An 11,756-nucleotide genomic window follows, 5' to 3' on the forward strand; every position below is an offset into this window, starting at 1 on the left:
TATCCTTATGCCTGATTTTGCTGCCGCAGATAGTCGGCATGGGCGCAGGCCAGCTTACCGGCCAGCGCCGCCGTGCTGATCAGCACCGACATATTGGCTTTAACTGTGCGACCTTGCGTGGCTTTGGCAACGGCACGCATCAGATACGGCGTGGTGCCTGGTCCGCGAATACCCTCATGTTCCGCCTGAATCGCCGCTTCACAGATAATCGACTCGACTTCATCCTTGTCGATAGCATCCTCATCATGAATGGGGTGGGTAATCAGCACCGAACTCCGGTTACCCAGCTTCCAGTACATCTCAACGGAGCGAGCCACCATAGCCGCATCATCCAGACGATGCGGACTGCGCAACCCACTGGAACGACAATAAAAAGCGGGAAAATCGTCGTATTGATAGGAAATGAGGGGTACACATTGGGTTTCCAGATATTCCAACGTCAGACCAAGGTCAAGAATGCTCTTGGCACCCGCACATACCACTGCGACCTGAGAGCGGGTGAACTGGATCAGATCGGCAGAAATATCCATCGATTTTTCCGCCCCTCGATGTACGCCGCCAATACCCGCCGATGCAAAGAAAGCAATACCGGCCAGATCCGCTGCCACCAGCGACGACGCGACAGTGGTTGCGCCTATGCCGCCTTGCGCCAGAATTAACGGAATATCACGGCTGCTGGCCTTGGGAACACCGTTGGTCGCCCCAAACCGTTCGATATCAGCATCCGACATGCCAATAAGAAACCGACCATTTTCGATACCGATCGTCGCCGGAATGGCGCCTTCGGCACGAACAGCTGCTTCAATTTTTTGGGCCGTGTCCACATTGCCGGGATAAGGCAGACCATGGGCAATCACGGTTGACTCCAACGCTACTACCGGCTTACCAGTATCTAGCGCGTCCTTTACTTCATCGCTAACCCGTAGCAATTCATGCAAAAAATCCGTTTTAGACATAATATTCTCTCATCCAAGGGTTATGTCAGGTTATATCCTGACGATGCCGTACCCACAGACGCAGGGGTGGTGATGACTCACGTCTGGTATTAATGACATAGCAATCATTAAGCTCATGATATTATCGAAAATAATACATCCTGAATTATCATCGACTCATATTAAGCACAAGTAGCTTACTCTACTGAATGATGTATAGTCTCATTATTAAATAAAAAAATGTTTTTTCTGTCTGCAAGATATCGGCTATTAATCTAATCACCTAAATTTATTAGCCAACATTCCGTCATGCATCGATTTTTAGAAAGGTGGGTTTTATTATTGAATTTATAAAATGAGCATCGCTCGATGCACCGTCACGCACGGTATTACAAGGATCATTACGAACCTTGTTCTGAAAAAACGACACAGACTGTGTTATTCCAAAAACCATCTTTTTTCCGAAAAAAAAGTATTAAAGTTACATAGATTGCTTTAATATTGCACACCCAATATTATTTTATGATAAATTAAACAAAAATATTTTTTTATTTAGCAAAGAAATCGGATTGTGCTAAGCGTTTCTATTTTTTCTTTCTGCTAAAAAGAGAAATATCCTGCACCATCACAATTCCAGAAAAAATTAATACCACACCGACTAACTGCGCATCGGACATGACCTGATGAAGAAATAGAAACCCCAGCAGCAGGGCGACCAGTGGGCTGAGAAAACCCAGCATTGACATCATTACCGGAGAGTTTGCTTCAATACCGGAAAACCACATGAAATAGGCCAGCAGAGAGCCAGGAACGGCCAGGTAGCAATAACCCGCGAGATTGGTCAAGGTCATCGCATCCGGCAACGGCTCTGCGCATATCTGTATCGGCAGAATGACCAGCCCACCACAAAACAGCTGCCAGCCAGTAAACGTCAACATGGTCATACCAATCGGGCGGCCCCATTTCTTGGTCAGCACCAGACCGGACGCCATACTCACCGTCGCCAGCACCGAAGCCACCAATCCAGCCGGATTCAACGGCGCTTCCGGCAGCGAAATCAGCAACGTGATGCCAATACCGCCAGTGACAGCCGCCACCATGTGTTTTTTCAGCACTGGCTGCGTCAGCAACAGGAAAGACAGCAGAATGACAAGCAACGGCTGAAGCGACCCCACCAACGCCACGACACCACCCGGCAGGCGATAGGCAGCAAAAAACAGCAGCACAAAGAACACGCCGATGTTGAGCGCGCCCAATACAAACAAACGCCATAACCAATTGGCTGGCGGCAGAGTTTTGCCGAGAATAAGAATAATACCCGCCGGTAACGCGCGAATCAGCGCCGCCAGCAGTGGTTTATCAGCGGGAAGAAACTGAGTGGTAACAAAGTAGGTAGTGCCCCATACACAAGGAGCGTAAAAAGCGAAATCCTTTAATTTCACGAATAGATCTTCCTCAAACTGTTCCTGTCAAAAACAAGAGCCGGCTTTGCCAGCCCTGATCAGCCTGAGGCGTCATGCACAACCTCCCTGGCTGTACAGAAGGCGCACATCCTTGTGCAGTTCTCCTGACTTACTCACTGGTGATCTTCCCTTATCCTGACGCACCACATTCCGTGTAATTCATTAATAACACCGCATATTACGATATTGTAATATACGAAAACATATTTTATTTGTCAATAAAGAGCGAAGTTGAATATTTCCTGCCAGAATATTACAGTAGAACTGATGGCGTAACGGTATTGCCGTACACCTCAATAAAAAGGGATGGTTTTTTATATTAATCAAGGATATCAACTAATGGCACGCTACCTGGAAGTATCAGACATCGTTCAACAATGGCGCAATGAGCGTCCCGATCTGGATGTTGAACCTATGTTGGTGATTGGCACCCTGTCTCGCGTCAGTCTGTTGATTGATCGTGCTTTGGACAAGGTGTTCAGCAAGTACAAACTGAGCGCACGCGAATTTGACATTCTGGCAACCCTGCGCAGGCGCGGTGAGCCTTATGCCATCAGCCCGTCTCAGATTGTCAGTGCGCTGATGATCAACAACAGCACCCTGACCAGCCGTCTGGACAGATTGGAACAGGCGGGTTGGTTACGCCGGATGCCGATTGAAGGTGATCGCCGCTCGGTCAATATCCAGTTGACCGATGAGGGTTTTGCTCTAATCAATCGGGTGGTGGAAGAACATGTGGAGAATGAACGTGAAATCCTCGCCCCGTTCAGTGAAGAAGAGAAAAACCAGTTGCGCGCCTTGTTAGGGCGTGTTGAAAAACATCTGGTGAACAACCGCTGATGTTCTAACGCACATCACGATCTGATGGCGGAAGGCGACGAGTACGAAAAAGGCATCCCGATGGGATGCCCTTGCTGTCGTTATATTCAGGTCGATATTATTTCGTGGATTTGTCCTGCAAAGATGGAGTGGCGACCTGCGGCAGTCCCGTATTGCCTGAAGCAATCAAGCCGCTTTCCACGTAGTTGAACAGCTTTTCGCGGGTATCGGTGATATCCAGATTACGCATCGTCAACTGGCCGATACGATCATCCGGCGAGAACACGGATTCGCCTTTCTCCATTGTCAGACGTTCCGGTTTATAGGTCAGGTTGTCCGATACGGTGTTCAGAATCGAGTAATCGTTACCACGACGCAGCTCAAGCGTCACCTCGCCGGTGATTTCACTGGCTACCCAACGCTGCAACGCATCACGCAACATCAGCGCCTGCGGGTCAAACCAACGGCCCTGATACAGCAGACGGCCCAGTTGACGACCATGAGCGTGGTATTGCTCGATAGTATCTTCGTTATGAATGCCCGTAACCAGACGTTCGTAGGCGATATGCAGCAACGCCATTCCCGGTGCTTCATAGATGCCGCGGCTTTTCGCTTCGATGATACGGTTTTCGATCTGGTCGCTCATGCCAAGGCCGTGGCGGCCACCGATGCGATTGGCTTCCAGCATCAACTCCACGTCATCGGAGAACGTCTGCCCGTTTAACGCCACCGGATGACCGCGCTCGAAACGCACAGTCACTTCTTCCGCCGCAATACGCACGTTGTCGTCCCAGAACTTAACGCCCATGATCGGATTGACGATCTTCACACTGGAGTTCAGGAATTCCAGATCCTTCGCTTCGTGGGTCGCGCCCAACATGTTGGAGTCGGTCGAGTAGGCTTTTTCCGCCGACATTTTGTAGTCAAAACCCGACTTCGTCATAAACTCGGACATCTCCTGACGACCACCCAGTTCGTCGATGAAATCGGTGTCCAGCCAGGGTTTGTAAATCTTCAGTTCCGCGTTGGTCAGCAGGCCGTAACGATAGAAACGCTCGATATCGTTGCCTTTGTAGGTACTACCGTCACCCCAAATGTTAACGCCGTCTTCTTTCATTGCCGCCACCAGCATAGTACCGGTTACTGCACGACCCAGCGGGGTGGTATTGAAATAGGTCATACCGCCGGTAGTGTTGTGGAACGCACCGCACTGAATCGCGGCAATGCCTTCCGCCACCAACTGCTTGCGGCAGTCGATCAGACGGGCATTTTCAGCACCGTACTCTTTGGCGCGGCGCGGAATGGCATCGTAGTCGTCTTCATCCGGCTGACCCAGGTTAGCGGTATAGGCATACGGCACCGCGCCTTTCTGACGCATCCATAACAAAGCGGCGCTGGTATCCAGACCACCGGAAAAAGCAATCCCAATCCGCTGGCCCACCGGAAGATGTTTCAAAATCGTCGTCATAACTATTAGTCCCTGCTTGATTTCGATGGCGTTAAGCTTAGCAGCCCTGCCGCCGGGTTACGCAATGTCTGGTCATGCATTGAGACGCGCCCAACACGGTGTCATCAGAATCGATAGCGATGAACAATCGCGCATCAATGCATATTTATGCAAAATTTATGATTGATAATTTAAACATCTTTTCCAGCGGACCGGAAGAGAAGAGGAGGATTTTCAGGAAAAAAATTCACTACGGCAACATCTGGCCTGAAGACAAGGCCAAAACGTTGCCGCTTTTCATGCTGTCGATACACGTCCTTGATGTATCGACGCGGTTATAACGGCAAGCGCGCCCAGCCATGCAGCAACATATACCCCCCCACCACCGCTATCAGCAGGCTGGAGAAATAGGGTGCCCGGCGTGCCAGTGTGGCGAATCCCGGCCAACGGCGGCTGGCTTGCTGCACGCTGAGTGCGGCACCGACCCCAACGGCCACCAGCGTCAGTGCCAGCCCAACACTGAAACACACCACCAGCGCTGCCCCCAGCGTAAAAGCCTTCACCTGAATACATAACAGCAGCACCGTGATGGCGGCCGGACAGGGAATCAACCCGCCGGTCAAACCAAACAGCAAAATCTGCCCGTTGGTCGCTTCCCGGTTAGCGAAGCGCTGACGTATCTCATTAGCGTGCGCTCGTTCATGCGCATCCTGATATTCGCCATCAGCCTGCGCATGGTCATGGTCATGATGATGAACATGTTCACCGTGGTCATGGTGATGATGGTCATGATGATCGCCGTGATGATGCTCGTGGTGGTGATGATCATGCTGGTGTCCATGGCTATGCTGATGTAGCCGCCACGCGCGCTCATCGCGCCAGATACGCCAGAACATCCAGGTCGCCGTCCCCAGAATGATGATGCCGGAAATAAACTGCATCCAGGGTTCGGCAGATTCAGCAGTAAATTGCTGACTCAGATACATGCCGCCCAATGCAATTAACCAGACCACCGCAGTATGAGACAACGTAGCAGCAACCCCCAGCATCACTGCTTGCTTCACCGTCCCGCGGATCGCCACGATAAACGCCGCCATCATGGTCTTGGAATGTCCCGGCTCCAGACCATGCAGTGCGCCCAACAGCACAGCACTGGGGATAAACAACCAGGCGTTCGCCATACCCTGCTGCAAAAGTAAGGAAAAATCCGTCATAGTTAGCATCCGAATCAGGTGGTCGGTGGGCCAGCCTGGAAATGAAGTGATGAAATATACTATACCCCAGTATATAAACAGACAAGACGGGAGTCGCCATGCCGCATACCATTCACGACAAAAAGAAACTGCTCACGCGTGTCAGGCGCATCAAAGGTCAGGCGGAAGCACTGGAAAAAGCGCTGGACGGCGGGGGGCGCTCATGCCTGGAAATTTTGCAGCAAATTGCCGCCATACGGGGCGCGGTGAACGGGTTGATGGGTGAGGTGCTGGAAGGCCACATCCGTGATCATCTGATGAATGAAGAAGCAGACCCCGCGGAACGCGCCACCGATTTGGAAGCCATCGTCACGGTAATTCGTTCTTATATGAAATAGTTCGTAGGAAATAGTTCGTAAAAGTAGGAAATAGTTAATAGAAAGCGGAGGTCGCCTGACTGCAACCACCCGTTTTACGATGACCACCACTATCTGTCATCTGCAACACCGGAACGCCGCCTGATCATTGTCGTAGCGGCCATCACCGTAGCCGCTTTCACCATAACGCTCACGGTACTCGCGCGGCGTCAGGTCGTAGTCCTTGCGAAAAACGGAATAAAAATACGGTAACGAGGGATACCCGCACATAGACGAAACCTCGTTTATCGACAACGACGTCGATACCAGCAGATTTCTCGCCCGCTCCAGCTTTTCGGCATGGATCATACCGTGAATGGTCTGCCCGGTTTCATCCTTGAAGCGCTTCTCAAGGTTGGAGCGCGACAGCCCAACCGCGTCCAGCACCTGCTCCACCTTGATGCCTTTACAGGCATGGTGACGGATAAAATGCATCGCCTGAATCACGGCGGGGTCGCGCACTGAGCGGTAATCGGTCGAGCTGCGCTCCACCACCCGCAGCGGCGACACCAGAATACGCTGTAACGGCAGCGCATACGGCGTCAGTAACAGTTGGTGCAGCAGCTTGGCGGCCCGATACCCCATCTGCCGCGTCCCCTGCGCCACTGAGGACAGGGCGACGCGTGACAGGTAGCGGGTTAGTTCTTCATTGTCGATACCAATAACGCACAGCTTTTCCGGCACGGCGATATTCAGGTGCTCGCATACCTGCAGCAGATGGCGGGCGCGGGCATCCGTCACGGCGATGATGCCGGTTTGAGGCGGCAGGGTCTGAACCCAGTCCGCCAGCCGGTTCTGAGCATACTGCCAGTTGTCCGGCGACGTCTCCATACCCTGATACACCACGCCCTGATACTGCTCAGCCGCCACCAGTTGTCGAAAAGCATGTTCACGCTCCTGCGCCCACCCTTTCCCCACTGACGCCGGCAAGCCGTAAAACGCGAACCGGTTCAACCCTTTATTCTTCAGATGCAAAAATGCACTTTCTACCAATGCATAGTTATCAGTGGCGATATAGTGCACCGGCGGGTAATCCTGTGGGTTGTGATAAGAACCGCCGACCCCCACCAGCGGCACCCGCACCCCGGCAAGCAATGCGATAATCGCCGGGTCATCGAAGTCGGCGATCACCCCATCCCCCAGCCAGTCGCGGATATTATCGATGCGGCAACGGAAATCCTCCTCAATGAAGATATCCCAGTCGCACTGAGACGCCTGCAGGTATTCCCCTACGCCTTCAACCACCTGCCGGTCGTATACTTTGTTGGCATTAAACAGCAACGTAATACGGTAGCGTTTCTCAAACATGGCGATACGTTCTCTTCGGACAGTGTGATGCTCCCTGAGCAAAATCCGGTGCCGACAGCCGATACTCGCCTAAATAGCACGACCGGCCTGCAGCCCAAAAACAATTTCCTTACTTTGCGAACTGTCTCGCTCATTGTGCCGCTGACACACCGTCCCCCCCGGCTATCGACAGTGATCCGGACTTATGTTTTTCAGGATTTATGTTTGGTGGCAGTATCCATCCACACCGCCAGCAGCAAAATGCCGCCCTTGACGATGTACTGCCAGAAGGTGGGTACATCGAGCATACTCATGCCGTTATCCAGCGATGCCATGATAAACGCCCCCATCACCGCGCCCGCCACGCTGCCTACTCCACCGGCCAGACTGGTGCCACCGATGACGCAGGCGGCAATGGCGTCCAGCTCCGCGATATTCCCGGCAGACGGCGACCCAGCCCCCAACCGGGAACTGAGTACCAGACCGGCCACCGCCACCATCAGGCCGTTGATGGCAAATACCACCAGTTTGGTGCGCTCGACATTCACCCCAGACAGACGGGCCGCATCGATATTGCCGCCTACTGCGTAAATACGCCGCCCGAAAGCGGTACGCACCGCCATAAACATGCCGCCCAGCATAATGAGCGCCAGCAGCAATACCGGCGTCGGCACACCACGATAGTCATTGAGCAAATAGATGGCACCCAGCACCAGCACCGCCATCAGCGCCTGACGGGTGATATCACCGGAAGCGTTCGCCACCGGCAAATCCAGATGCAGGCGACGCCACCGCTGACGCCAGCGCCACACCACAAACAACATCAACCCAACGACGCCAAATAAAAACCCCACCCCGTCAGGCAGATAACTCTGACCAATCTGCGACATTGCCGGACTGGTGGGCGACACCGTGGTGCCGTTGGTGATACCGATCAGTATGCCGCGAAACGCCAGCATACCCGCCAGCGTCACAATGAACGACGGCACGCGCCGGTACGCCACCCACCAGCCATTCCAGGCACCAAGCAACAACCCCAATAGCAGGGTTACCGCCACCGTCAGGGGCAACGGCCAGCCATACCAGACATCCAGAATCGCCGCCACACCGCCCAGCAGCCCCATCATGGAGCCGACTGACAGGTCAATCTCAGCGGAAATAATCACAAACACCATGCCTACCGCCAAAATGCCGGTAATGGCGGTCTGGCGCAGCAGGTTGGAAATGTTGCGGGCGCTGAGGTACGCGCCATCGGTCATGAAGGTGAAGAACAGCATGATTGCGACAATCGCTGCGATCATCACCAACACCTGTAAATTGAAAGAACGGCGGCGGGGCATTTCGTCTGGAGATGCCGCCGGTGCAGTCATCCGGTCAGACAGCCAGGTTTTCAGCATGATGCTCACTCCTTAATGCAGCTTCCATCACCTGCTCCTGTGTCAGGCCACGGTTGGGCAAATCTGCCTTGAGCCGCCCCTGATGCATCACCAGCACCCGGTCGCTCAGGCCCAACACCTCAGGCAGTTCAGAGGAAATCACGATGACGGCGATCTGTTGCTTAACCAACTGGTTGATCAATTTGTAGATTTCATATTTTGCGCCGATGTCGATCCCACGGGTCGGCTCATCCAGAATCAGGATTTTCGGGCACAACAGCAGGCATTTCGCCAGAATAGCTTTTTGCTGGTTACCGCCGCTGAGGCGCGCAATCGCCAATTCCGGCGATGCGGTTTTCACTTTCAGGTGGGTTATCGAATGCTGTAGGCGGTGCTGCTCGTCGGCTTCCCGCAGCACCGACAACGCACCGGTGAACTGATCGAGCGCCGCCAGCGTAATATTCTGCGCGACGCTCATTACCGGAATAATGCCGTCTTTTTTACGATCTTCCGGCACCATTGCAATCCCTAACGTCATCGCCTGCCGGCAATTCTGGATAGTGACCGGTTTGCCTTCCACCCAAATATCGCCTTGCCATCGCCCCGGATAGGCACCGAACAGGCATTGAACCGTTTCGGTGCGCCCGGCGCCAACCAAACCGGCAATCCCCAACACTTCACCGCGATGCAGGCGGAACGACACATCATCCACCCGGCGGATATGGCGGTTCACCGGGTGCCAGGCGGTCAGGTGCTCCACTCGCAGCACCTCTTCGCCGATATCGTGCGGCTCATTTGGATACAGCTCCGTCAGCTCACGCCCTACCATCATGGCGATTACCTGATCCTCGCTGAGTGAATCCGCCGGGCAGGTGCCGATGTGCCTGCCGTCGCGGATAACACAGATCACATCGGAAATCGCCTTAACCTCGTTAAGCTTGTGAGAGATGTAGATGCAGGCGATACCGTGGTGACGCAGGTCGCGCACGATATCCAGCAAGACGCCGGTTTCCCGTTCCGTCAGCGATGCGGTCGGTTCATCGAGAATCAGCAAGCGCACCTGTTTGTTCAACGCCTTGGCGATTTCCACCAGTTGCTGTTGACCTAACCCCAGTTCGCCAACGCGAGTATTCGGGTCAATGTCCAGACGCACCTGCGCCAGCATGGTCTGGCAACGCAGGTACATCGCGTCGTAATCCATCACGCCGGCACGCGTCCATTCATTACCGAGGAAAATGTTCTCCAGCACCGTCATTTCTTTGACCAGCGCCAGTTCCTGATGAATGATGGCGATCCCTTTCTGCTCGGTGTCACGAATATGCCCGGCACGTAGCTCATCGCCAGCAAACCGGATGCGGCCTTCATAACTGCCGTACGGATAGACCCCACACAGCACTTTCATCAACGTTGACTTGCCGGAACCGTTCTCGCCGCACAGCGACAACACCTGTCCGGCCTCCAGTTGCAGGCTGACGTTGTCTACCGCTTTCACTGCACCAAAAACCTTGGTGATATTTTTCATGTCCAACAGATACGGCATATCCCCTCCGCCTCACCGAATGCCTGTCGTCCGGCAATACCGCGGTTGCGGGCCGCCGGACGACAGGAGAACTGGTTAATAGATATCTGCTTTTTTATGGAACCCATCGGCAATGACGGTGCTATCGATATTCGCCTTATCAACCGGGATAGGCGTCAACAGGAAGGCAGGGACCTCTTTCTTGCCGTTATTGAGCGTGGCGTTAGACTCAGGTTTCTTACCTTGCCCCAGCGACACCGCGATAGCCGCCGCATCCTGTGCCAGCTTGCTGATCGGTTTGTACACGGTCATGGTCTGAGTGCCGGCAACAATCCGCTTTATCGCCGCCAGATCGGCATCCTGACCGGATATCGCCACTTTGCCGGCCAGCCCCTGCGCGGAGAGCGCCTGAATCGCGCCACCTGCGGTCGCATCGTTCGAGGCCACTACCGCATCAATCTTGTTGTTGTTGGCGGTCAGCGCGTTTTCCATGATCTTCAGCGCATTTTCCGGCAGCCAGCCATCCACCCACTGGTCGCCGACAATTTTGATCTTACCGCTGTCAATCAATGGCTTTAATACTTTCATTTGCCCCTGACGGAACAGTTTGGCGTTATTATCAACCGGCGAACCTCCCATCAGAAAATAATTCCCTTGCGGCACTTTGTTGAGCAGATATTGTGCCTGAAGCTCTCCGACTTTTTCATTATCGAACGAAATGTAAAAATCGATATCCGCATTATTAATCATACGGTCATAAGCCAGCACTTTAATTCCTTCACGCTTGGCTTCGGCAATCACATTACTTAACACCTGACCGTTATAAGGGATAATCACCAACACATCGACGCCGCGGTTAATCATATTTTCTATCTGGGATAGTTGTGTTTCTTCATTGCCGTTGGCGGATTGCACAAACACTTTCGCCCCTTTTTCTTCGGCTTTTTTTACAAAAATATCCCGATCCTTCTGCCAGCGTTCAAGGCGCAAGTCATCGATAGCCATACCAATTTTTACTTCTTTAGCGACCCCTGGCTGACTCAGCATGGCAAGTGCGGCGCAGACTGACAGTAATACGTGTTTCATTTTCATCGTAGAGTACCTTTGTTATAGGAAGGCAGGACAAAAACGTCTCTTCACTTACGGCTACGTTGCATGAAATTGTTGACAAGAAAAGTCAGGGTCAGCAATTGCTGATTTTTATCTCTGAATTACGTTTTTTGGTTTAATTGTTATTTTTTGATAGCGGTCATATTTTTATCCTGTTAATTCATTCCATAACACAAGCAGTTGCGCGCGGT

The 11,756-nt window shown here is 52.9% G+C and carries 10 protein-coding genes; 2 read left to right on the forward strand and 8 right to left on the reverse strand.

Going from position 1 to position 11,756, the window contains the following annotated elements; all coding sequences use genetic code 11:
- Nucleotides 1-5: 5 nt before the first annotated feature.
- Together Dpoa569_RS18985 and Dpoa569_RS18990 are read right to left on the reverse strand one after the other, a co-directional pair.
- Nucleotides 6-956 carry a pseudouridine-5'-phosphate glycosidase gene (locus Dpoa569_RS18985; protein WP_042873542.1) on the reverse strand — a complete coding sequence of 317 codons (951 nt, stop codon included), beginning with the start codon at nucleotides 954-956 and terminating at the stop codon, nucleotides 6-8.
- Between the two features lie 563 nt (nucleotides 957-1,519).
- Nucleotides 1,520-2,377 (reverse strand): carboxylate/amino acid/amine transporter, encoded by an 858-nt coding sequence (locus tag Dpoa569_RS18990; RefSeq protein ID WP_042873543.1) that lies wholly within the window; start codon nucleotides 2,375-2,377, stop codon nucleotides 1,520-1,522.
- 360 nt (nucleotides 2,378-2,737) lie between these two features.
- Here Dpoa569_RS18990 and Dpoa569_RS18995 point away from each other — a divergent pair, with 360 nt between their 5' ends.
- Complete coding sequence (locus Dpoa569_RS18995) at nucleotides 2,738-3,238, forward strand: MarR family winged helix-turn-helix transcriptional regulator (RefSeq protein WP_042873545.1); 501 nt, start codon at nucleotides 2,738-2,740, stop codon at nucleotides 3,236-3,238.
- A gap of 97 nt (nucleotides 3,239-3,335) precedes the next feature.
- Here Dpoa569_RS18995 and argG read toward each other — a convergent pair whose 3' ends face one another.
- Both argG and Dpoa569_RS19010 read right to left on the reverse strand, forming a co-directional pair.
- Nucleotides 3,336-4,685 (reverse strand): argininosuccinate synthase, encoded by a 1,350-nt coding sequence (gene argG / locus Dpoa569_RS19000; RefSeq protein WP_042873547.1) that lies wholly within the window; start codon nucleotides 4,683-4,685, stop codon nucleotides 3,336-3,338.
- A gap of 314 nt (nucleotides 4,686-4,999) precedes the next feature.
- Nucleotides 5,000-5,878 carry a nickel/cobalt efflux protein RcnA gene (locus Dpoa569_RS19010; RefSeq protein ID WP_042873552.1) on the reverse strand — a complete coding sequence of 293 codons (879 nt, stop codon included), beginning with the start codon at nucleotides 5,876-5,878 and terminating at the stop codon, nucleotides 5,000-5,002.
- Nucleotides 5,879-5,976: 98 nt separating this feature from the next.
- Here Dpoa569_RS19010 and Dpoa569_RS19015 point away from each other — a divergent pair, with 98 nt between their 5' ends.
- Nucleotides 5,977-6,255, forward strand: a complete 279-nt coding sequence (locus Dpoa569_RS19015; protein WP_042873554.1) for a metal/formaldehyde-sensitive transcriptional repressor — start codon at nucleotides 5,977-5,979, stop codon at nucleotides 6,253-6,255.
- A 96-nt stretch (nucleotides 6,256-6,351) separates the two neighbouring features.
- Here the strand turns inward: Dpoa569_RS19015 and xylR are convergent, their stop codons facing one another.
- From xylR to xylF, 4 genes are all read right to left on the reverse strand, one after another.
- Nucleotides 6,352-7,581, reverse strand: coding sequence for a D-xylose utilization transcriptional activator XylR (gene xylR / locus Dpoa569_RS19020; protein WP_146411657.1), 1,230 nt, complete (start codon nucleotides 7,579-7,581; stop codon nucleotides 6,352-6,354).
- A gap of 191 nt (nucleotides 7,582-7,772) precedes the next feature.
- Nucleotides 7,773-8,930: a xylose ABC transporter permease XylH gene (xylH, locus tag Dpoa569_RS19025; RefSeq protein ID WP_227983220.1), complete on the reverse strand. Its 1,158-nt coding sequence runs from the start codon at nucleotides 8,928-8,930 to the stop codon at nucleotides 7,773-7,775.
- 4 nt (nucleotides 8,931-8,934) lie between these two features.
- Nucleotides 8,935-10,476, reverse strand: a complete 1,542-nt coding sequence (locus Dpoa569_RS19030; protein ID WP_042873559.1) for a xylose ABC transporter ATP-binding protein — start codon at nucleotides 10,474-10,476, stop codon at nucleotides 8,935-8,937.
- A gap of 75 nt (nucleotides 10,477-10,551) precedes the next feature.
- Nucleotides 10,552-11,547 (reverse strand): D-xylose ABC transporter substrate-binding protein, encoded by a 996-nt coding sequence (gene xylF, locus Dpoa569_RS19035; protein WP_146411659.1) that lies wholly within the window; start codon nucleotides 11,545-11,547, stop codon nucleotides 10,552-10,554.
- Between the last annotated feature and the right edge of the window lie 209 nt (nucleotides 11,548-11,756).

Source organism: Dickeya poaceiphila (genome assembly GCF_007858975.2).
GTDB lineage: Bacteria > Pseudomonadota > Gammaproteobacteria > Enterobacterales > Enterobacteriaceae > Dickeya > Dickeya poaceiphila.

Bases quoted from the DNA above. Each gene is read 5' to 3' on its own strand.
- Dpoa569_RS18985 (WP_042873542.1), bottom strand. From the start codon at position 956: ATGTCTAAAACGGATTTTTTGCATGAATTGCTACGGGTTAGCGATGAA.
- Dpoa569_RS18995 (WP_042873545.1), top strand. From the start codon at position 2,738: ATGGCACGCTACCTGGAAGTATCAGACATCGTTCAACAATGGCGCAAT.
- argG (WP_042873547.1), bottom strand. From the start codon at position 4,685: ATGACGACGATTTTGAAACATCTTCCGGTGGGCCAGCGGATTGGGATT.
- Dpoa569_RS19010 (WP_042873552.1), bottom strand. From the start codon at position 5,878: ATGACGGATTTTTCCTTACTTTTGCAGCAGGGTATGGCGAACGCCTGG.
- Dpoa569_RS19015 (WP_042873554.1), top strand. From the start codon at position 5,977: ATGCCGCATACCATTCACGACAAAAAGAAACTGCTCACGCGTGTCAGG.
- xylR (WP_146411657.1), bottom strand. From the start codon at position 7,581: ATGTTTGAGAAACGCTACCGTATTACGTTGCTGTTTAATGCCAACAAA.
- xylH (WP_227983220.1), bottom strand. From the start codon at position 8,930: ATGACTGCACCGGCGGCATCTCCAGACGAAATGCCCCGCCGCCGTTCT.
- Dpoa569_RS19030 (WP_042873559.1), bottom strand. From the start codon at position 10,476: ATGCCGTATCTGTTGGACATGAAAAATATCACCAAGGTTTTTGGTGCA.
- xylF (WP_146411659.1), bottom strand. From the start codon at position 11,547: ATGAAAATGAAACACGTATTACTGTCAGTCTGCGCCGCACTTGCCATG.